At 71.5% G+C, this 21437-nt stretch carries 17 protein-coding genes; 13 read left to right on the top strand and 4 right to left on the bottom strand.

What is annotated here, in order from left to right:
• Window positions 1–136 precede the first annotated feature (136 nt).
• The 3 genes from ACGFYV_RS32955 (at window position 137) to ACGFYV_RS32945 (ending at window position 4586) form a co-directional block, all read left to right on the top strand.
• Complete coding sequence (locus ACGFYV_RS32955) at window positions 137–2284, top strand: alpha-galactosidase (RefSeq protein WP_393882202.1); 2148 nt, start codon at window positions 137–139, stop codon at window positions 2282–2284.
• Between the two features lie 382 nt (window positions 2285–2666).
• A complete protein-coding gene (locus tag ACGFYV_RS32950) occupies window positions 2667–3632 on the top strand; it encodes a peptidoglycan DD-metalloendopeptidase family protein (RefSeq protein WP_393882187.1) in 966 nt (321 codons plus the stop codon).
• 135 nt (window positions 3633–3767) lie between these two features.
• Window positions 3768–4586 (top strand): SGNH/GDSL hydrolase family protein, encoded by an 819-nt coding sequence (locus ACGFYV_RS32945; protein ID WP_393882186.1) that lies wholly within the window; start codon window positions 3768–3770, stop codon window positions 4584–4586.
• 103 nt (window positions 4587–4689) lie between these two features.
• Here the strand turns inward: ACGFYV_RS32945 and ACGFYV_RS32940 are convergent, their stop codons facing one another.
• Entirely contained in the window at window positions 4690–5310 is a 621-nt protein-coding gene (locus tag ACGFYV_RS32940; RefSeq protein WP_393882185.1) for a TetR/AcrR family transcriptional regulator, read from the bottom strand.
• A 303-nt stretch (window positions 5311–5613) separates the two neighbouring features.
• Here ACGFYV_RS32940 and ACGFYV_RS32935 point away from each other — a divergent pair, with 303 nt between their 5' ends.
• The gene (locus tag ACGFYV_RS32935; RefSeq protein WP_393882184.1) at window positions 5614–6828 is read left to right on the top strand and encodes an MBL fold metallo-hydrolase; all 1215 of its coding nucleotides are present in this window, start codon (window positions 5614–5616) and stop codon (window positions 6826–6828) included.
• 49 nt (window positions 6829–6877) lie between these two features.
• On the opposite strand, the gene ACGFYV_RS32930 is transcribed toward ACGFYV_RS32935, so the two are convergent.
• The 3 genes from ACGFYV_RS32930 to ACGFYV_RS32920 form a co-directional block, all read right to left on the bottom strand.
• A complete protein-coding gene (locus ACGFYV_RS32930) occupies window positions 6878–8152 on the bottom strand; it encodes a metallophosphoesterase (protein WP_393882183.1) in 1275 nt (424 codons plus the stop codon).
• A gap of 76 nt (window positions 8153–8228) precedes the next feature.
• The gene (locus ACGFYV_RS32925; RefSeq protein ID WP_393882182.1) at window positions 8229–9017 is read right to left on the bottom strand and encodes an SAM-dependent methyltransferase; all 789 of its coding nucleotides are present in this window, start codon (window positions 9015–9017) and stop codon (window positions 8229–8231) included.
• A 449-nt stretch (window positions 9018–9466) separates the two neighbouring features.
• Window positions 9467–10213: a FadR/GntR family transcriptional regulator gene (locus tag ACGFYV_RS32920; protein WP_393882181.1), complete on the bottom strand. Its 747-nt coding sequence runs from the start codon at window positions 10211–10213 to the stop codon at window positions 9467–9469.
• Between the two features lie 79 nt (window positions 10214–10292).
• On the opposite strand from ACGFYV_RS32920, the gene ACGFYV_RS32915 reads away from it, so the two are divergent.
• The 9 genes from ACGFYV_RS32915 to ACGFYV_RS32875 all read left to right on the top strand — a co-directional run bounded on the left by ACGFYV_RS32915 (window position 10293) and on the right by ACGFYV_RS32875 (window position 21437).
• Complete coding sequence (locus tag ACGFYV_RS32915) at window positions 10293–11519, top strand: amidohydrolase family protein (protein ID WP_393882180.1); 1227 nt, start codon at window positions 10293–10295, stop codon at window positions 11517–11519.
• Entirely contained in the window at window positions 11516–13132 is a 1617-nt protein-coding gene (locus ACGFYV_RS32910; protein ID WP_393882179.1) for an ABC transporter substrate-binding protein, read from the top strand. The genes ACGFYV_RS32915 and ACGFYV_RS32910 overlap by 4 nt, the downstream gene beginning before the upstream one ends.
• Window positions 13129–14079 carry an ABC transporter permease gene (locus ACGFYV_RS32905; RefSeq protein ID WP_393882178.1) on the top strand — a complete coding sequence of 317 codons (951 nt, stop codon included), beginning with the start codon at window positions 13129–13131 and terminating at the stop codon, window positions 14077–14079. Before ACGFYV_RS32910 ends, ACGFYV_RS32905 begins: the two co-directional genes overlap by 4 nt.
• The gene (locus ACGFYV_RS32900) at window positions 14076–14888 is read left to right on the top strand and encodes an ABC transporter permease (protein WP_393882177.1); all 813 of its coding nucleotides are present in this window, start codon (window positions 14076–14078) and stop codon (window positions 14886–14888) included. The genes ACGFYV_RS32905 and ACGFYV_RS32900 overlap by 4 nt, the downstream gene beginning before the upstream one ends.
• Window positions 14885–15850, top strand: a complete 966-nt coding sequence (locus ACGFYV_RS32895; RefSeq protein ID WP_393882176.1) for an ABC transporter ATP-binding protein — start codon at window positions 14885–14887, stop codon at window positions 15848–15850. The genes ACGFYV_RS32900 and ACGFYV_RS32895 overlap by 4 nt, the downstream gene beginning before the upstream one ends.
• Window positions 15847–16656 (top strand): ATP-binding cassette domain-containing protein, encoded by an 810-nt coding sequence (locus tag ACGFYV_RS32890; protein WP_393882175.1) that lies wholly within the window; start codon window positions 15847–15849, stop codon window positions 16654–16656. Before ACGFYV_RS32895 ends, ACGFYV_RS32890 begins: the two co-directional genes overlap by 4 nt.
• A 114-nt stretch (window positions 16657–16770) precedes the next feature.
• Window positions 16771–18096 carry an amidohydrolase family protein gene (locus ACGFYV_RS32885; RefSeq protein WP_393882174.1) on the top strand — a complete coding sequence of 442 codons (1326 nt, stop codon included), beginning with the start codon at window positions 16771–16773 and terminating at the stop codon, window positions 18094–18096.
• Window positions 18097–18474: 378 nt separating this feature from the next.
• Window positions 18475–20895 carry an ATP-binding protein gene (locus ACGFYV_RS32880; protein ID WP_393882173.1) on the top strand — a complete coding sequence of 807 codons (2421 nt, stop codon included), beginning with the start codon at window positions 18475–18477 and terminating at the stop codon, window positions 20893–20895.
• A gap of 107 nt (window positions 20896–21002) precedes the next feature.
• Window positions 21003–21437: a roadblock/LC7 domain-containing protein gene (locus ACGFYV_RS32875; RefSeq protein ID WP_393882172.1), complete on the top strand. Its 435-nt coding sequence runs from the start codon at window positions 21003–21005 to the stop codon at window positions 21435–21437.

Here is a 21437-nt window from a genome sequence, read left to right as displayed (position 1 = left end):
CGACGGCGGGCGCACAGTCGACCATACGACATCGATTTCCTCGGGCATCGAGTTGTCCACAGGCGTTGCCACCCGGGGGCAGGGCGCTTGATGATGTTGGCACTTGAGCGGATCTGTTGGCACCTGTGAGGTCTCGATGGTCGACATCGCCGGAAACGGTCGCACGTGGCTCCTGTCCGGGCCCGGCAGCAGCTACGCCCTCCACCTGACCGAGGCGGACGAGCTGCTGCACCTCCACTGGGGGCCACGGATCGCGCTCGCCGACGCCGAGGCCCTCGCGGTGAGCCCGCTGCCCGCGCACCGGCCCTTCGAGTCCCCGCTCGACGGACGCGAGGAGTACCCCGTCGAGGGCGGCCCCCGCTTCGTCCGCCCCGCCCTGTCCGTACGCACCGAGGAGCGGCGCGGTACCGAGTGGCGCTTCGTGTCGTACTCCGTCGAAGGCGGTGCGGGTGGTGAGGGCGCTGCGAGCGGTGCGGGCAGTGCGGGCGGAGCAGGCGATGCGGGTGGCGCCGACGGCGAGGAGTTGCGGCTGCGCTTCGACGACGACGGGATCGCCGTCGTCCTGCACTACCGGATGCGCGGGGACGTCGTCGAGCGCCGGGTGACCGTCGAGAACGGCGGGCACGCGCGCGTGGAGCTGCTGCGCGCCGACGCGGCGACGTGGACGCTGCCCGACCGCGAAGGCTGGCGACTGTCCCAGCTGCACGGCCGCTGGGCCGCCGAGTCCCGGCTCACCACCGCACCCCTCACCTACGGTGAGAAGGTCATCGGCAGCCGCCGCGGCCACACCGGCCACCAGCACCTGCCCTGGGTCGCGCTGGACACCGACGCGACCGAGGAACACGGCGAGGTCTACGGCTGCGCGCTCGGCTGGTCCGGTTCCTGGCGCATCGCCGTCGCCCAACTCCCCGACGCGCGCGTGCAGATCACCGGCGGCGCCGGCTACGACGACTCGGGCCTGCTGCTCCTCGAACCGGGGGAGTCGTACACCACCCCCGTCCTCGCGGGCCTGTGGAGCGACGGCGGCTTCGGCGGGGCCAGCCGTGCCTGGCACGCCTACCAGCGGGCGTACGTCATCCCGGACGCGGAGCGGGACCGGCCGGTGCTGTTCAACTCCTGGGAGGCGACGACCTTCGACGTCTCCGAGGACCAGCAGGCCACCCTCGCGAAGCTGGCGGCCGGGATCGGTGTCGAGCTGTTCGTCGTGGACGACGGCTGGTTCGGCGCCCGCACCAGCGACCGGGCCGGACTCGGCGACTGGACGCCCAACCCCGACCGTTTCCCGCAGGGCCTGGGCCCCCTCGCCGAGCGGGTGCACGGCCTCGGCATGCGGTTCGGCATCTGGGTCGAGCCCGAGATGGTCAACCCGGACAGCGACCTCTACCGCGCCCACCCCGACTGGGTGCAGTACCAGACTGGACGCAAGCGGACGGAGTTCCGCAATCAGCTCGTCCTCAACCTGGCGCGCGAGGACGTCCGGGAGCACCTGTGGGGCCAGCTCCACACCCTGCTGTCCAGCGCCCCGATCGACTATGTGAAGTGGGACTTCAACCGCTGCTTCACCGACGCCGGCTGGCCCGGTGAGCCGTACCCGCAGCGCCTGTGGGTGGATCACGTCCGCGGCCTGTACGACCTGCTGGACCGGCTGCGCGCGGCCCACCCCGGGGTGGCCTTCGAGTCCTGCTCGGGCGGCGGCGGGCGGGTCGACCTCGGGGTGATGAGCCGCACCGACCAGGTGTGGACCTCCGACAACACCGACCCGCTCGACCGGCTCGCCATCCAGCACGGCTTCAGCCAGATCCACCCCGCGCGGGTCATGGCCGCCTGGGTCACCGACAGCCCGAACGAGCAGCTCAACGGGCGGGTCAGCACGCTGCGCCTCCGCTTCGTCAGCTCCATGGCGGGCGTCCTCGGCGTCGGCGGCGACCTCACCGGATGGACCGAGGAGGAACTGGCCGAGGCCCGGCGGTGGGTGGAGCTGTACAAGGAGATCCGCCCCGTCGTGCAGCGCGGCGACCTGTACCGGCTACGGCCCCCGGCCGGCGGCCTGAGCGCCGTCCAGTACGTCCTCGGGGACGAGACAGTGGTCCTCGCCTGCCTCCAGGCACAGCACTACGGCGAGCCGGTGCCGGCCCTGCGGCTGCGTGGGCTCGACCCGACAGCATCGTACGAATGCCGCGAAACGGGAGAAATGTACCGAGGGGCCGTACTGCTGCATCACGGACTGCACACCGGGCTCCGGGGTGACCTCGACGCGACGGTCATCCGACTGCATCACATCTGACGGATTTGCCTGAATTGACCCTTTGGTTACAACTCGCTCCGGTGTGGCACCTCGTGGGCGATAGTGCGTGAGGAGCGTCATATCGGTGACTGTGCGTCGCGCGTCATGTTCACGTAATTCCCATGCGGGCGCGGGGGGATTGGAGAGGTGAAGGGGGCGTGAATTCACGGAGGGTGACCGTGAATTCCGGAATTCGATCAATGGAATCGGGAACACCGGGAATCGATTGCTTGTTTCCGTGCGCCCCGCTCGCTTACGTTCCCTTTCCATCCGGACGGAACGCCGCGTCCTGCCGCCGACCGGAATTCCCGTCCATGTGATCCGTGTTCGGCAGGAGCGGGGTCCCGGCAACGCACCCGCAGGCGCCGGAGAGGAATGCGCCATGCCCGTGAAGGGTAAACACCGCCGCCCCAGGACCCGGCGTCTCACCCGCAAGATCGCCGTCGCCGGAACCGGTGGCGCGGCGCTCGCCCTGCCGCTGATCGGCGCCACCGGAGCCCACGCCGTCCCGGCACAGAACGTTCCCGGAAAGGTCACCCAGGCCGTTCCGGTGGCCGCCCCGCAGGCGAATTCGGGTGCGCGTACGTACACGGTGCGGCCCGGCGACTGGCTCGCGAAGATCGCCGATCGGCAGAATGTCAGCGGTGGCTGGCAGCGGGTGTACGACGACAATCGCCAGGTCATCGGTGACAATCCGTCACTGATTCACCCGGGCCTGAAGCTGACGCTCGGCCGGCATGCCGCTCCGACCCACACCGAGCCCTCCACGCGCACCGCGCCCTCCGCCGCCGTCGAGTCCTTCGCCCCCGCGCAGGCCGTGCAGCCGACGCAGCCCGCGAAGTCCACGCAGCCGCCGCAGTCCACGCAGGTGCCGGTCGCCCAGGCGAGCGCCCCGCAGCAGGACACCGCGCCGGAGACCGCCGTGGCCGCCCCCGCCCCCGACTTCACCCTCCCGGTCAGCGGCGCCACCATCGGCACCGCCTACCACGTGGCGGGCAGCATGTGGTCCAGCGGCTACCACACCGGTGTCGACTTCGTCGTCCCGACCGGCACGCCCCTCAAGGCCGTCGGCGCCGGCACGGTCGTCTCCGCCGGATGGGGCGGCGCGTACGGCAACCAGGTCGTCATCAGGCTGAACGACGGCTACTACGCCCAGTACGCGCACCTCTCGCAGCTGTCCGTCTCGGCCGGGCAGACCGTGACCGCGGGCCAGCAGGTCGGTCTGTCCGGCGCGACCGGCAACGTGACCGGACCGCACCTGCACTTCGAGATCCGCACGACGCCGAACTACGGCTCGGACATCGACCCCCTCGGTTACCTCCGTCAGCACGGCGTCCCCGTCGGCTGAACAGTCCCCCTACTGCGGGCGTGATCCCGGTCGTATTCCGGGTTGGCAAACGAATTTCCAGTGTCTTATCTCACCGTTCGTCAACCCTTCCTTACGGTCGCGTAGGTCACATCCGAAGGGGAATCATGGGCCGACGTGGCAGACGATTCGAAGAATGACAACAGATCAGGGATCGGGTCGTACGTGGCGGTGGGGGACAGCTTCACCGAAGGCGTCGGCGACCCCGGGCCCGACGGGGCCTTCGTGGGCTGGGCCGACCGGTTCGCGGTCCTGCTCGCCGACCGACGGCCCGAGGGCGACTTCGACTACACCAACCTGGCCGTGCGCGGAAAGCTCCTGGACCAGATCGTGGCCGACCAGGTCCCGCAGGTTCTCGAACTGGCCCCGGACCTCGTGTCCTTCTGCGCGGGCGGCAACGACATCATCCGGCCCGGCACCGACCCGGACGAGGTGGCCGAGCGGTTCGAGCGGGCCGTGGCGCGACTGACCGAGGCCGTCGGCACGGTGCTGGTGACGACCGGGTTCGACACCCGTGGCGTGCCCGTGTTCAAGCACCTGCGCGGCAAGATCGCCACCTACAACGGGCACGTACGGGCCGTCGCCGACCGGTACGGCTGCCCCGTGCTCGACCTGTGGTCCCTGAAGTCCGTGCAGGACCGCAGGGCCTGGGACGACGACCGGCTGCACCTGTCGCCCGAAGGGCACACGCGCGTGGCGCTGCGCGCCGGCCAGGTGCTCGGACTCCAGGTCCCGGCCGACCCGGACCAGCCGTGGCCGCCGCTCCCGCCCCGGGGCACGCTGGAGGTCCGCCGCGACGACGTGCACTGGGCCCGCGAGTACCTCGTCCCCTGGATCGGCCGCCGGCTGCGCGGCGAGTCCTCCGGGGACCACGTGACGGCCAAGGGCAGCCTGTCGCCCGACGACATCAAGCTGCGGATAGCGTCGGTCGCCTGACGCCTGACGCCTGACGCCTGACGCCTGACGCCTGACGCCTGACGCCTGACGCCTGTTGCTCGTGCTCCGCATCGCATGCCGCGGGAGCGGTGCGGAGCGCCCTTCAGCCCTCCCGCTCGGACAGGGCCTGCGGGGACAGCTCCAGCTCGCGGGCCAGGGCCTCGTCGACCCAGGTCTGGGCCCGGGCCCTCGGGACCGAGCCCGGGTACGACGTCAACTGCACGGCCAGACCGTCCAGAAGGGCCGTGAGCCGCAGGGCCGTGGCCGCCGGGTCGGGGCACTCGAACTCGCCCGCCGCCACGCCCTCGGCGATGACCTCGGTGATCGCTGCCTTCCACTGCCTGTCCAGACCCCGGCCGACCTCGCGGAGCGCGGGTTCGCGCAGCGCCACCGCCCAGCCCTCGATCCACAGCCGCCAGCCCTTGGCCTGGCCGGTGGGCGCGTACCACCGCACGGCCGCGCGCAGCCGCCGCAGCGCGGGGCCGCGCCGGTCGAGCAGCCTGCGCAGATGCGCGAGGTCGCCCTCGGCCGCGTAGGCGAAAGCGGCCGAGACCAGCTTCTCCTTGGTCGAGAAGTGGTACAGCACCAGCGCGTTGCTGACACCGAGCGACGCGGCCACGTCGGCGATCCTGACCGCCGCCACACCGCGTTCCTCGATCTGCCCGATGGCGGCCCGCAGCAACTCGTCCCGCCGCTCCGCCACACTCAACCGCACTCTCGCCACGCGATCACCCTATTGCGTCGTTCGGGGAGTTGCCGTAAGGACCGGGCGCTTTACCTTTTTGACCGGCCGGTCTCGCCCGCAGGTACGGAAGCCGGGCACAGACCAGGGCGTGCGCGGCCACGCGCGGGGGCGTCCCGGGGGGAGAACGCTTCCTCGGCGTCCGGGCCGACGTCGCCGAACACCCAACGTGTGCAACGCTTCAGTACGGTCGTCGGGTGTGAGCGGGGCCACCGGAGACACCCCTCCGGTTCGCCCGGCCGGCGACCATAATGGAGAGCCTCAGTGACACCATCTGGAGGTACCGTGACCGGTCTGCGTTCCCAGAGCTTCGGGCTCCGCGCGCTTCAGCCCGAGGCCTTCGGCGCGGAACCGAGTGGTGAGCGTCTCGCACGCATCCGCCGTTCCCCCCACTTCAAGGACGGCGTCTTCCAGAACCCCGGTGGCACCACCCGCACCCGGCCCTCCGGCTCCACGCTGGACCTCGCGAAGGTGTTCCTCGACAAGGACACCCGCCCCCTGCGCGCACCCCGCGGCACCGTCCCGGTCCACGCCACCACCCTGGCCGACCTGGCCAAGCCGCCGGTCTCGGGGCTGCGTGTGACATGGATGGGGCACTCCAGCGTGCTGGCCGAGATCGACGGCCACCGCGTCCTGTTCGACCCCGTCTGGGGTGAGCGCTGCTCCCCGTTCCCGTTCGCCGGCCCCAAGCGGCTGCACCCGGTGCCGCTTCCGCTGGCCGCGCTCGGCCCGGTCGACGTCGTCGTCATCTCGCACGACCACTACGACCATCTCGACATGCCCACCATCAAGGCGCTGGCCGGCACAGACACCCTCTTCGCCGTGCCGCTCGGCGTCGGTGCCCACCTCGAACACTGGGGCGTGTCCCCGGACCGGCTGCGCGAACTGGACTGGCACGAGGTCACCAAGGTCGGCGGTCTCACCCTCACCGCCACCCCGGCCCGCCACTTCTGCGGTCGCGGCCTGCGCAACACCCAGCACACGCTGTGGGCTTCCTGGGTGGTGCGGGGCGAGGAGCACCGGATCTACCACAGCGGGGACACCGGCTACTTCGACGGCTTCGCGCAGATCGGTGCCGAACACGGTCCGTTCGACGTCACCATGATCCAGATCGGTGCGTACAGCGAGTTCTGGCCCGACATCCACATGACCCCCGAGGAGGGCCTGCGCGCCCACCTCGATCTCCAGGGCGGCGCCCCGCACGGCGCCCTGCTTCCGATCCACTGGGGCACTTTCAACCTCGCCCCGCACGCCTGGGCCGAGCCCGGCGAGTGGACGAAGGACGCCGCGCAGGAGGCCGGCCAGACCGTGGCGGTTCCCCGTCCCGGTGAGCCCTTCGAGCCGGCCGGGCACGTTCCCGCGGATTCGTGGTGGCGTGCCGTGTCCCCTCCGATCGCTCACCCGTGGCGCCGGCCACGGCCGGCGGTGTCGGCCGACGAGGACGCGGCTGCTGTTACCGAGAAGCGGAGCGAGGACCTCGACTTCGCGGGTGACGTCTGACACCGGGCGGGCATGAGCTCGGCCTGATCACCGGGATGCCCGCCGGGTGCTACGGCGCGGTGGGCTTCTGTGGCGAGGGCGGCGTCTGCGGGGAGGTCTGCGTCTGTGGGGAAGCCGGCTTCTGCGGGGAGCGGAGCACGAGCAGGGTGATCTCGCTGGGGGCGAAGACGCGGAACGGAGGGCCCCAGAAGCCGGTGCCGCGGCTGGTGTAGAGGAGGGTGCGGGTGCCGTGCCGGCTGAGGCCGGCGAGGGCGGGCTGGTCGATGCGGACCAGGTGGTGGAAGGGCCAGATCTGACCGCCGTGGGTGTGCCCGGAAAGCTGGAGGTCGACGCCTTCGGCCGCCGCCCTGTCGATGAACTTGGGCTGGTGCGCCAGGAGCAGGACGGGCAGGTCGGGATCGGCGCCGTGCAGGGCGCCGGCGAGGTGGGCGCGGTGGCCGGCCAGGCCCGAGGACTCGGCGGTGACGTCGTCCACGCCGGCGACCACGAGGGTGTCGCCTCCGCGTTCGAGCAGCAGATGGCGGTTGCGCAGCGGCTCCCAGCCCAGCTCGTCCATCAGGTCGACCCAGCCCTGGGCCTCGCTGTAGTACTCGTGGTTGCCGGTGACGTAGACACGGGCCCGGGTGGCCCGCACGGTGCCGAGCGGGGCGGCCTGGGCGCGGCGGCGTTCGGCCGTGCCGTCCGCGATGTCGCCGGTGTGGCAGACCAGGTCGGCCTCCAGGGTGTTCACCGTCTCGCACACCCGTCCCGACCAGCGAGCGCGGTCGAGGGGGCCGTAGTGGGTGTCGGTGATGAGGGCGACGCGGGTGCCGTCCAACCCGGCACCCAGGCGCGGGAGTTGAACGTCGAGGCGGCGCACGCGTGGCACGCGGCGCGCCTCGGCGTACCCCCAGGCGAGCAGGACGGCGGATACGCCGAGGACGGCCCATGTGACGATGCGGGCCCGGTCCTGGCCCTCGCCGACGCCCGCCGCGGTCAGGGCGAGCCGCAGCAGGACGCCGAGCAGAACGGACCAGGTGAACAGGACCCAGCTGACGCCCAGCAGGGTGTCACCGGTGATCGCCGCCCCATCCTGCTGACGCCGGCCGTGGCCGCGCGTCATCGCGAGCGGCATACCGATCAGGCCGAGGGCGAACAGGGCGGTGCCGGCCAGCGTGACGGGCAGCGGCCAGTGCTGGCCGGCGTACAGGAGCACCCAGCAGGGCACGGCCCACAGCAGGAGCGGGGCGATCAGGGGGATGGAGCGGATCAGGCGCTGCGGCCGGGTCTGCCGCGTCCCTTGCGCCTCACTCTCGATGGGCCGGGTGTTGCTGGTGTCGGTCACGCTTCCCCTCCTTGACCGGGCTGCCGTCGCGGGCACTGTATCCGGGGATGGAGCCGGGTGACGTCGTCGTGGTTCTCTACGGTACGCGGGCGACGCCGACGTAGAAGCCGCTCAGCTCCTGGGCGGGGGCCGGTGAATCCTTGTACCACCTGGTCGCCGTGACCAGTCCGGGAGCCACCAGTTCCAGGCCCTCGAAGAACGGCTCGATCTCGGCCCGCGTACGCATGCGCAGGGGGATCTCGCCCTTGCGGTAGGTCGTGGTCACCGACTTGACGAGGTGCGGGTGTTCATCGGTGGTGCCGTGGGAGAACATGAAGTAACTGCCCGAGGGAAGCGCGTCGACAAGCGTCCGCGTGATGCCGTAGGGGTCCTGGTCGTCGGTGATGAAGTGCATCAGCGCGTTCATCGACAGCGCCATGGGCCGGGTGAAGTCCAGGAACGTGCGCGCGTGGTCGAGGATGGCGGCCGGCTCGCGTACGTCGGCCTCGATGTAGTCGGTGCTTCCCTCGGGGGTGCTGACGAGCAGAGCCTCCGCGTGCCGCAGCACGATGGGGTCGTTGTCGGCGTAGGCGATCCGCGCCGACGGCACGATGCCCTGCACGATCTGATGCAGGTTCGGCTGGGTCGGGATGCCCGTACCGATGTCGAGGTACTGGTCGATGCCGTTGCCGGCCAGCCAGGCCGCCGCGCGCTGCATGAACGCCCTGTTGCGCATGGCGTTCAGACGCGCCTCCGGTGGCAGTTTCGCCGCCACCGCCTCATCGACCGGATAGTTGTCCTTGCCGCCCAGCAGCCAGTCGTAGACGCGAGCCGGGTGGGGCCTGCTCGTGTCGATAGGACCATGGGAGGAAGGGTCTGCCGCCATGCATGACTCCAGCGTGTACGAGATCCATGACCGGCTCACCGAGGTCGCCTCGTGCGCCGTGGATGAGACAGTAGAGCGCGCGTTGCGATTGTGCCATTGGCCAAGCCCTCGCGCAGAGTTGTCGCTTGATGATCGCACGGCTCATCGGCGGACGGCCACCGACAGCGGTCGCCTCGGCCGAAACGGCGAGTTCGCGTCGCCGGCAGCGGCCGGGGAACTGGATTCGCCCCCTCGGCACGCGGCCGGGGAGCTGGATTCGCTCGCTCGGCACGTAGCCGGCTGAGGTCCTGAAGCCTGACAGAGCGGCACGAGACCCACCCGCATGCCTGACGTCCCGGTACCGGTCCCGAAAGGTGCCGGTACCGGGACGCGTCCCCGTCGCCCGACGGGGTGTCAGGCGTCGTGCCGCTGCGGGTACGCGGCATCGCGGATCGGCGGATCGGCGGCGGTCACGCGCCGGCCTCCGCCGTGTCTTCGGCCTTCGCCGTGTCCTCGGCGTCCGCGGTGCCGCCCCCGGCTCCGGCGCCGGGGGAGTCGTCCGGGTCGCTGTAGTCGTCCAGGATGGCCAGCGCCGCCACGGTCGCGGCGACCGGGTCGCCGGACTCCACGGCGGCGAACAGCGCGGTGTGGAACGGGTCGTCGCCGGCGGCCTCCATGCACTGGTTGGCCTGGACGGTCTCCCACAGGGCGTCGCTCATGTTCCGGTACAGGTCGCTCAGCAGCGGGTTGTGGGAGGCCTCGGCGATCCGCAGGTGGAAGTCCACGTCGGCGTCGGTGAACGCGACCAGGTCGGCCGCCCGCCCCGCGGCGGTGCGGCGCTCCATGGCGTCCCGCAGCGCGGTCAGGTCGTCCGCGGTGCGTGTGGTCGCGGCCAGCCGCGCCGCGACGATGTCCAGGCCTCGCCGGACCTCCAGGATGTCGCCGGTCTTGGCGCGGGCCAGATGCCGGCGCAGGGCGACCTGGCTGTCGTCGGTGGCGGTCACGTAGGTGCCGTCGCCCTGCCGGGTGCTCAGCAGCCCGGTGTGCACCAGCACGCGGACGGCCTCGCGGATCGAGAGGCGGCTGACGCCGAGCGTCTCGGCGAGCTGGCTCTCCGGGGGAATCCGGTCGCCGATCTGCCACACCCCTCGGGAGATCTCCCCGCGCAGTTCGTCGATCACGCGGTCGACGAGGGACACCCGCCGTACGGATTTCATTCTGCTCCTCCCCTTCTCAAACATCAGATGACTTGATAACCATATGAACCACTCGGACTGCGGTCCAGTGTTCCCGTCCATGTTCGCGCCCGGAAACCAGGGGGACCTCTTCGTGACCCATGTGCTGTTCACCCATGTCCGCCCGCACGGCGGAACCCTCTGTGACCTGCTGGTCACGGACGGCAGAATCGTCGCCGTCGATCCCGCGACCCCGCCCGCGGACGCCCTGGTCGTCGACGGCGACGGCGCCCTCGCGCTGCCCTCCCCGGTCGACGCCCACATCCACCCCGACAAGTCCACCTGGGGCCAGCCCTGGGTGAGCCGGGACCCCGCCGAGACGCTGCTCGAACTGATCGACGGCGACGTGGCCCTGCGGATGCGCATGACCGCCTCGGTCGAGGAGCGCGCCGGGGCCCTCATGGCTCACGCCGTCAGCCGCGGCACCCGGGCGATGCGCGCGCACTGCGACGTCGCCCCGGTCTACGGCCTGTCCAACGTGCACGGCGTACGGGCCGCCGCCGAGTCCCTCGGCGACGTCCTGGACGTGCAGATCGTGGCGTTCCCGCAGCTCGGCCTGCTGGCCCGGCCCGGAACGGCCGACCTGATCGAGCAGTCCCTCAAGGAGGGCGCCGACATCATCGGCGGCCTGGACCCCGTCGGCATCGACGGCGACCTGCACGGCCACCTCGACGTCCTGTTCGGCATCTCCGAGCGCACCGGAGCGCCGATCGACATCCACCTCCACGACCGAGGCCGGCCCGGCCTCGACCAGGTCGCCGAGATCGCCCGCCGCACCGCCGAGGCCGGCATGCACGGAAAGGTCACCATCAGCCACGTCTTCTGTCTGGACGGCTGTGACGAGGCCGAGCTGACCGATGTCGCCAACCTCCTCACCGAGGCGGGCGTGGCCCTGGCCACCTGCGCGCTCGGCAGCGAACCCGTGATCCCGATCCCGCCGCTGCGCGAGCGGGGCGTGCTGGTCGCCGCCGGCTCCGACGGCGTCCGCGACGCCTGGACCCCCTTCGGCGACGGCGACATGATCGCGCGCGCCCATCTGCTCGCCTACCGCACCGACGCCCGCACCGACGCGGAACTCGAGGCCTGCTACACGGTCGTCGCCCACCACGGAGCCGACCTGCTCGGCCTGGAGCGGGCCGACCTGCGGGTCGGGGACCCCGCCGACTTCGTCCTCGTCCGCGGCGAGTCGGTCGCCCAGGTCGTTGTCGACCACCCCGTGCCCGAACTGGTCGTCAGGGCCGGGAAGATCGTCGCTCGCGCAGGCCGCCTGGAGAGGGCCCCGAGATGAGGGGCCGGGGCCTGAGCCTCGCCGCCGGCGCCGCGGCCCTCCTGCTGACCGGCTGCGGCACGGGCGCCGGCACCGCCGCGGCGCCCCCGAGCCGGAGCGACCTCAAGACGGTCACCGCGCGCGCGGCGCACGGCGTGTCGAGCATCAGCTGGAACCTGCCGTACGAGCCGCAGACCATCGACCCGATCCGCTCCTTCAACTACGCCGAGAACACGGCCCTCGCCAACATGTGCGAGAGCCTCATGCGGCTCACCCCCGACCTCAAGGTCGTACCGGGGCTCGCCGAGCGCGCCACCAACCCCACCCCGAAGACCTGGGTCTACACGATCCGCAAGAACGTGCGCTTCTGGGACGGCCGGCCGGTGACCGCCGCCGACGTGGCGGCCAGCCTGAACCGCCACCTCGACCCCGACCAGGGCAGCTGGTGGACCCAGTACTTCGAGACGGTCGACTCGGTGAAGGCGACCGGACCGATGCAGGTCACCGTCCACCTCAAACAGCCCGACGTGCTGTTCAACCAGGCGATGGCCACCGCCGCCGGAGCGGTCGTGGAGAAGTCCTTCCTGACCAAGGCCGGCAAGGACATCGGCTCGCCGAAGACCGGCGTCATGTGCACCGGACCGTTCCGGTTCGCCGGCTGGATACCCGGCAACTCCCTGCGGCTGACCCGCAACGACCACTACTGGGACCCTGCCCACAAGGCCCTCTCCCAGAAGCTGGTGTTCAAGTTCATCGCCGACGAGACCACCGCGGTCAACGCGCTGCGTTCCGGCGAGGTCGACGGCCAGTACTTCTACCTCCCGCCGGCCGGCATCAGCCGGCTGCAGAACTCGCCCACCGGATCGGTCACCCTCGGCCGTTCGCTCATCTTCTGGACCGTCATCGGCTCCGCGACCTCCGGCCCGTACGCCGACCCCAAGGTCCGCGAAGCCCTGTCGACCGCCCTCGACCGGACCGGCATCGCCCGGGTGATCTTCCAGGGCACCGCCGCCCCGGAACGCTCCCTGGCCGGCCCCGACTACTGGGGCTACGCCGGCGACCGCTTCCGGAAGGCCTACGACGCCCTGCCCCACGGTGACGCCGACGTGGACAAGGCCAAGCGGCTGCTGAAGGAGTCGGGCCTGCGCCACCCGCGCATCACCCTCGGCATCCAGGGCAGTTCGGCGGTGCAGGAGCAGACCGCCGACATCATCAAGGCCACCGGTGAGTCGATCGGCCTCGACGTCGAGATCAAGGTGATCCCGGTCGAGCAGTACGGCAACCTCTACAACGATCCCAAGTCCCGCGAAGGCATCGACGCCTTCCTCAGCACCTGGTACGGCAACGTCCCCGACCCGCTGGACGTGTACGGGATCTTCACCAGGATCGGCCGCACCAACTTCAGCCACTATCCCGCCGTCGACGCCGACCTGAAGCGCGCCAAGGCCGAGTACGACCCGGCCAAGCGCGCCGACCTGGTCGCCGGCATCCAGTCCCGGCTCACCCGGGACGTCCCCTGGACACCGATCGCCAACCTGCCCGTGATCCTCTACCAGAACAAGCGGATCACCGGGGCGGTCGCCTCCTTCTCCTACCTCTATTACCCCTGGGCCGCCGGGATCGGTGCACGATGAACTGGACCCTCTTCCTCACCCGTCGACTGGCCGCGCTCGTGGCCGTACTCCTGGTCGCCTCGTTCCTCGTGTACGGGCTCCTCTACCTCGTCCCCGGCGGCCCGATGGCCTTCCTCCTGGGCAGCCGCAGCGGCACCCCGGAACAGATAGCCGCGATCCGCCACGCCTACCGCCTGGACGACCCCTTCCTGATCCGCTACTTCGGCTGGCTGGGCGACGCCCTGCACGGCAACTTCGGGCGATCGCTCGTCTACCAGCAGGACGTCTCCGCCCTGATGTCCACCCGGCTGGCCACCACCGGGCTCCTCGTCACCTACTCCGCCGCCCTGATCGTGGTCGTCGGTGTCGCCCTCGGCCTCGTCGGAGCGCTGCGGCCCGGCCCGGTCGACGGGGTGATCTCCCTGGTGACCGGAGCGGCCCTGGCCACCCCCACGTTCGTCGTCGGCGCCCTGCTCGCCATCGTCTTCGCCCTCGGCCTCGGCTGGTTCCCCGTCGTCGGACCCGGCGAGGGCCTGGCCGACCGGCTCTACCATCTGACGCTCCCGGCGATCGCCCTCAGCCTGGGCAGCGCCGCCTTCCTCGCCCGGATCACCCGCGCCTCGGTCTCCTCGGAACTGGGCCGCGAACACGTGGAGACCGCCCGCGCCCGCGGCTTCTCCCCGGGCCACGTCATCCGCAGACACGTCCTGCGCAACGCCTCCATCCCGGTCGTCACCGTCACCGGCCTCACCGTCGCGGGACTCATCGCCGGCTCGGTCGTCGTGGAGAACATCTTCGCCCTTGACGGCCTCGGCTCCCTGCTCGTCCGGGCCATCCTCCAGCGGGACTTCGCGGTGGTCCAGGGCGTCGTCCTGGTACTCGTCGCCGCGTTCGTCCTGGTCAACCTGCTCGTCGACATCTGCTGCTCGTTCATCGACCCCCGTCTGTCCGCTGGGGAGACGACATGAAGTCACGCCTCGGCCCCCTCGGGCTCACCGCTGTACTGCTGCTCGCCGTACTCGCCGTCGTATCGATCGGCGCACCCCTCCTGGCCCCGTACGACCCCGACCGGCCGAACCTGTTCAACGCGCTGGCCGGCAGCTCCTGGGGCCATCCGCTCGGCGGCGACGCGCTCGGCCGGGACATCCTGTCCCGCCTGATGTACGGGGCGCGCACCACGCTGCTCGGCCCGCTCGTCGTCATCGCCCTGTCCACCGCGGCCGGCACCGCGCTCGCCATCACCGCCGCCTGGGCCGGAGGCCGCGTCGACGCGTTCATCTCCCGCCTGCTCGACGTGCTGTTCGCGGTGCCCGGCATCGTGTTCGCGCTGGTCACCGTGGCCGTCCTCGGCCCCGGCATCACCGGCGTCGTCGCGGGCCTCGCCGTCGCCTACACCCCCTACGTGGCCCGCGTCGTCCGCAGTGCCGCGCTACGGGAACGCAATCTCCCCTACATCGCCGCCGCCTGGGTCCAGGGCCGCTCCGCCCTCGCCATCTGCGGCCGGCACCTGCTGCCCAACCTGCGGCCGATCATCATCGCGCAGTCGGTCTCCGCACTCGGCTTCGCCATCGTCGACCTGGCCACCATCTCCTTCCTCGGACTGGGCGTGCAGCCCCCGAACGCGGACTGGGGCCTGATGGTCAAGAGCGGACTGGACAGCGCCCTGCGCGGCCAGCCGGTGGAAGCCGTCAGCGCCGGCGTACTGATCGCGCTCGTGGTCGTGGCGGTCAACTTCCTCGGCGACCGCCTGGCCGGCAAGGAAGGTGAGCTCCGATGAGCAAAGACCTCCTGGTCCTCGACCAGTTCAGCCTCGACGTCCCGGCCGGGGACGGCCGGCGCACCCTCGTCGAGGACGTCAGCCTCACCATCGCCCCCGGCGAAGCCGTCGGCCTGGTGGGGGAGTCCGGGTCCGGCAAGTCCATGACGGCCCGCGCCGTCCTGCGGCTGACCCCGCCCGGAGCCCGGCTCGGCGGCCGCATCGAGTTCGACGGCAGTTCCGTCCTGGATCTGAGCCCACGCGAACTGCGCGCCGTACGCACCCGCCGGATCGCGATGATCTTCCAGGACCCGCGGGCGCACATCAACCCGGTGCGCAGCATCGGTGACTTCCTGACCGAGGCCATGGTCACGCATCTGTCCGTGCCGCCACGGCAGGCCCACGCCAAGGCCGTACGACTGCTCGCCGAGGTCGGCATCACCAACGGCGAGCACCGTATGCGCCAGTACCCGCACGAGTTGTCCGGCGGACTGCTCCAGCGCGTCATGATCGCCTCGGTGCTGGCCGTCGAACCCGACCTGGTGCTCGCCGACGAACCCACCACCGCGCTGGACGTGACCACCCAGTCCGAGGTCATGGCCATCCTGGACGAACTGCGCACCGAGCGCGGCATGGCGATGCTCCTGATCACCCACGATCTGGAACTCGCCTCGGCCACCTGCGACCGGCTGGCCGTCATGTACGCCGGACGCATCGTCGAGGTCCAGTCCGCCGAGGCGCTCACCGAGGCGCCGCGGCACCCCTACACGGCCGGGCTGATGACCTCACGGCCCCGTCTCGACGAGGCCGCGGGCCGGCTGCCGGTCATCCCGGGCCGGCCGGTCGCCGCCTTCGAGGCCCCGCAGGGCTGCGCCTTCCAGCCGCGCTGCGCCCACAGCGGCGACCAGTGCCTGACCGAGCGGCCCCCGCTGCGGGAACTGGCCGGCGCGCACGTCGCCTGCGTACGAGCGGAGGAACTGTGAGCGAGATCCTGGTCAGAGCCGAAGGACTGCGCAAGGTCTTCGGCAAGGAGATGGTCGCCGTCGACGACGTCTCCTTCACCGTCGCACGCGGCCAGTCACTGGCCGTCGTGGGGGAGTCGGGCTCGGGCAAGACCACGGTCGCCCGCATGCTGCTCGGTCTGGAGACCCCCACCAGCGGGACGATCAGCGTCTGCGGACGGACCCGGAGCGGCCGGGCGGGCTCCGCCGAACGCAGACGACGGGCCCGGGAGATCCAGATCGTCTTCCAGGACCCCTACTCCTCGCTGGACCCCCTCCAGCGCGTCGGCGACATCGTGGAGACCAGCCTGGCCATCCACAACCGGCTCACCGCGAGCGAGCGCCGCACCCGCGCCCTCGACCTGCTGGAAGCCGTCGGACTGGCCGAACGCCACGCCGGCATGCTGCCCCGCCAGCTCTCCGGCGGCCAGCGCCAGCGCGTCGCCATCGCCCGTGCCATCGCGGTCGAACCCCAGGTCCTCGTGCTGGACGAGGCGGTCGCGGCGCTGGACGTGTCCATCCAGGCCCAGATCCTCAACCTGCTCGCCGACATCCGCGAACGGACCGGCATCAGCTACGTCTTCATCTCCCACGACCTGGCCGTCGTCAACCAGATCAGCGACACCGCCCTGGTGATGGCCGCGGGCCGCGTGGTTGAACGCGGCCCGACCGCCCAGCTGCTGAGCGCCCCTCAGCAGGACTACACCAAGACCCTCCTGGCCGCGGTCCCCCGCCCCGGCTGGAAACCGCGACGCCGCGAGGCCGCGGCGGGCCGGTCCCCGGGCTGACCTGGCCGGCCGGCCCCGGGGTCGCCCCGACCCCCACGCCCCCTCCCCGCCCCTCGCACCCCTCAGACCTCCACACACTCCCACAAAAACCCTCAATTGGAAGGTAAAACCCTCATGTGCCTGAACCACCCCGCTCCTCCCCCGCCCACCAGCCTGGCCCGGCGCGGAGTCCTCGGCGCCGCCATGGCACTGGTCGGCGCGTCCGCGATCACGGGTGCGACCGGCGGTATCGCAGCGGCGGCCGAGCGGACCACGCACGGCTCCCGTGACTCCCGTGACTCGGGCGCTCCCCGCGGCACCCTCGTGATCGAGGGCGGCACCCTGCTCGACCCGCTGACCGGCGAGGTGACCGAGGACAGCGTCGTCGTCATCGAGGACGGCGTCGTCACGGCCGCCGGCAGCCGCAACGCCACCCGGGCCGCCCGTGCCGCGCTGCCGTCCACCGTGCACGTGGTCGCCGCACACGGCAAGTGGGTGCTGCCGGGTCTGGTCGACGCCCACATCCACCTCAACTCCCTCGCCGAGGCGCGGGCCGCGCTGCACCAGGGCGCGACCAGCGTGCGCAGCGGGTCCACCAACTTCTACCAGGACATCGCCCTGCGCGAGCTGGCCCGCTGGGCCCCCGAGCAGGTGCCGGGCATGCGCGCGGCCGGCGTCTTCGTCACCCCGGACCTCGGTGACACGATCCTCGCCGACCCCGACCTCGCCCCGCTGGCCCGTCTCAAGGGCGGGGTGACGTCGACAGAGGCGCTGCGCCGCGTCGTCCAGGTCAACCTGGAGCGGGGAGTGGACGTCGTCAAGACCCGGTCGAACCCCCGCGCGGGCCTGGCCGAGCAGGACCCGCTCCAGCAGGTGTACACCCGGGAGCAGCTCGCCACCGTGGTGGCGGCGGCACGCAAGGGCGGCAAGGGCGTGCTCTGCCACAGCTACAGCGAAACGGGCTGCCGCGACGCCGTGTTCGCCGGTGTCCGCAGCATGGAGCACGGTGTCTTCGTCACCGAGGACACCCTGCACGAGATGAGCCGCCGCGGGACGTTCTTCACCCCCACGATCGGTGCCATCGCCGGGATGATCGGTGACGCCGACCCGATCCTCGACGAGCGGGGGCGCACTTACGTGCCGATCCTCCAGCGTGCCGTGCGCGCGGCGCACGACATGGGTGTCCCGGTGGCCGCCGGCACCGACTCCGCCGGTGGCGTGGTCGACCCGATCGGCGGCGAGGTGGTGCGGATGCGCGAGGCCGGCCTGTCGGTCCTGGACGCGATCCGCACCGCCACCACGTCGGCGGCCGAACTGCTCGGCCAGAGCCGCAGCATCGGCCGGCTCGCCAAGGGCTTCCACGGCGACGCCGTGCTGTTCGACCGCAGCCCGCTGGAGGACCTCACCGTCCTCAAGACCCCGAGCGCGGTGATCCACACCGGTATCGCCGTGACGGTCTGAGGGACCGAGGGACCGAGGGGCTGAGGGACCGAGGGGCTGAGGGACCGAGGGACTGACGGTCTGACGGTCTGCCAAGGGCCGGTGCGTACAGATGTACGTACCGGCCCTTGGCGTTAATCGCTTTTCTCTTTTGATCGAATCGGAGCGATTTCCCATTCCTTCGTACCGGAATTCCGGCGCGATTATCGATCTGTCGTACGAGGCTTAATACCAGAGCGGGATGCTGCTCGGGGGACTTTGTCAACTCCCCATCGCACGTGATGCGCAGGCAACTACTGTGAGTGTCCGCCGGGCGACGCAGGGCCCCTTTTCGGGTCCTCTCTTCCGGCTCCGCGATGCGCGAGAAAACAGGCCCGACGGACCAGTACGAGGACGCAGATGTCTCAGCTCCGTGCACCGGCCGCACGCGCCGACCGCCGAGAGGGCGGCCGGCACGGACGACCGGTCGCCAGACCCGCTCCCGCACTGCCCGAGACGCACATACGGCCCCAGCTCATGCGACTCGCCGTGCTCCCGCCCGTCGCGGTCGCGCTCAGCGCCAGCGCCGCCGTGATCTTCAGCATCCGCTCCACCGGGACGCGCACCGGCCTCACCCTGTGGGCCGTGCTCGCCGGAGCCGTCGCCGTGACGCTCGCCGGCATCCTCATCGCCGCCGTGGCCGCCGACCGCGCCGCCCGCTCCGTGAGCGACCGCGTCGAGGCCCTGCGCAGCAGCGCCGCCCGCGGCGAGGCCGACCTGCGCGCCCTCGTCGAGGCACTGCGCAACGGCACGACTCCGCCGCAGCGCAGGGCGCGCCGCAAAGCGCCCGAGCACGCGGACGACTTCGAACTCCTCGCCGCCGACCTGGCGCGTGCGCACGACGGCGCCGTCACCGCCGTCGTGCAGGCCGCCCAGCTCTCCAGCCAGGCCGGCAGCGAGCAGAAGCTCGAAGTCTTCGTCAACCTCGCGCGGCGGCTCCAGTCCCTGGTGCACCGGGAGATCTCGATCCTGGACGACCTGGAGAACGAGATCGAGGATCCCGACCTCCTCAAGGGCCTGTTCCACGTCGACCACCTCGCCACCCGGATCCGACGGCACGCCGAGAACCTCGCCGTGCTCGGCGGGGCCGTCTCCCGGCGGCAGTGGAGCAACCCCGTGAGCATGACCGAGGTGCTGCGCTCCGCCATCGCCGAGGTCGAGCAGTACTCCCGGGTCAAACTCGTCCCGCCCATCGACGGCGAACTGCGCGGCCACGCCGTCGCCGACGTCATCCACCTGCTGGCCGAACTCGTCGAGAACGCCACGGTGTTCTCCGCACCGCACACCCAGGTGCTGCTGCGCGCCAACCTCGTGACCTCAGGGCTCGCCGTCGAGGTCGAGGACCGCGGGCTCGGCATGCCGGTCGGCGAGCAGGCCAGGATGAACGCCCTGCTCGCCGACCCCGACCAGGTCAACGTGGCCAGCCTGCTGGCCGACGGCCGCATCGGCCTCTACGTCGTCTCCCAACTCGCCCGCCGGCACGGCATCGGCGTGCGTCTGCAGACCAACATCTACGGCGGCGTACAGGCCGTACTCGTCGTCCCGCAGGCATTGCTGGGTACGGCGCCGGGTGTGCTCGGCGTGGTCGGCGGTGCCGTGGAGTCTCCACGGGATCCTGTGGAGACCGGGCAGTTGGCGGTTCCGGTCCCCGTTCCGGTTCCGCAACAGGTGCGAGGTCAGGAGGAAGTCGGACAGGGCGCCGGCCAGGGTGTCGGTGCTGCTCCCGCCTCCGGCGGTGGGGCGCAGGCCCGGCGGACCGGGTGGCAGAACGGCGTCGGACCGGACGGGGCCGGGCAGCCGGCGGCCACCGGCCGTCGCCGGCACGCGCAGAACGGCGGTGCATCGAGCGGGGGTCCGCGGAGCAATGGCGCGGGAAGCAACGGCGCGGGGAGCAGCGGCGCGGGAAGCAATGGCGCCGGGAGCAACGGCGCGCACAGTGTCGGGATGCGGAGCGTGGACGCGCGCAGCGGAGGCACACCGCCCCCGCTCCCCGTACGCGGAGCCCAGGAGCACCGGCCCAACCCCGCCGAGGCCGTACCCGGCGTCAGCCGTGAACACCTCCCTGTCGTCGAGGCCCACGCGGGCATCCTGCCCACCCCGCGCGACGGCACGGTGCGCGGCACCATGGGCAAGCCCCAACTGCCGCGCCGGCGCGCCCAGGAACACATCGTGCCCCAACTCCGCGGCGGTCCCGCCCCCCGCCAGGACGGCGACACCGTCGCGGGCCACGACCCCGGCCTGATGGCCGCCTTCCAGCGGGGCATCGGACTGGCCGAGGCGCAGCAGCACCTGGAGTCGATGGAGCCGACGCACACGGAGTCGTACTCCACGGGGGAGGCGCACCCCATGGGGGAGGCTTATTCCATGGGCGAGACGTACACCATGGAGGCGCCGCACACGGACGCCGGGCACATGGCTCCCGTCCCCGTGACCACCGCACATGTGGATGCGACACATGTGGATGCGACACATGTGGATGCCGGGCACACGGAGGCCGCGGTCGGGGAATCCGCCCCCATGGAGGCTGCCGACACAGAAGTAGCCGTCCCCATGGAGGCGGCGGCTACCGAACTCGCCGCCCCCATGGACTCCGTACACACGGACTCCGTACACACGGCTGCCGAACCCACCCGGCCCGCAGCCCTGGAGCCACTGGAGCCGGCACGGGTCCGGCCCGCGCAGCACGCCGAGCCGGCCCCCGTACCCCAGCCGCACGCCCACGTGCCCGCCTCCGCCTCCGAGGGCGCCGGTCGAGCCGACGGGAGCGAACCGGCCGGATGACCCCCCACCTCAGTTCCCCGCCCGTCCCCACCTCCACCCCCACCGCCGACGCTGCCCCCACCGCCGGCGCTCCCACCGACCTTCGTATCCCAAGGAGTCGATCCACCATGGCGAGCGACGCGCCGACCGCCCACGCCTCCGACCTCGACTGGCTGCTCAGCGGCCTCGTGCAACGCGTACCGCACACCAGCAGTGCGGTACTGCTGTCCTGCGACGGACTGGTGAAGTCCGTGTACGGTCTCGACGCCGACAGCGCCGACCACATGGCCGCCCTGGCTTCCGGCCTGTACTCCCTCGGCCGCAGCGCGGGCGTGCGGTTCGGCGACGGCGGCGACGTCCGCCAGGTCGTCGTCGAACTCGACACGACCCTGCTGTTCGTCACCACCGCCGGCTCCGGCACCTGCCTCGCCGTGCTCGCCGGCCGCGAGGCCGACGCCGCCGTGCTCGGCTACGAGATGGCCATGCTGGTCAAGAGCGTCCGCCCCTACCTGATGACCGCGCCTCGCCAGCACGCCGTCGAACCCACGGCGATGAGGCCTTGA

The sequence above is a fragment of the Streptomyces sp. NPDC048297 genome (assembly GCF_043201585.1).
In the GTDB taxonomy this organism is placed as follows: Bacteria; Actinomycetota; Actinomycetes; order Streptomycetales; family Streptomycetaceae; genus Streptomyces.
The sequence above is the reverse complement of the archived record's forward strand: the minus strand, read 5'-3'. Positions and strand labels throughout refer to the sequence as shown.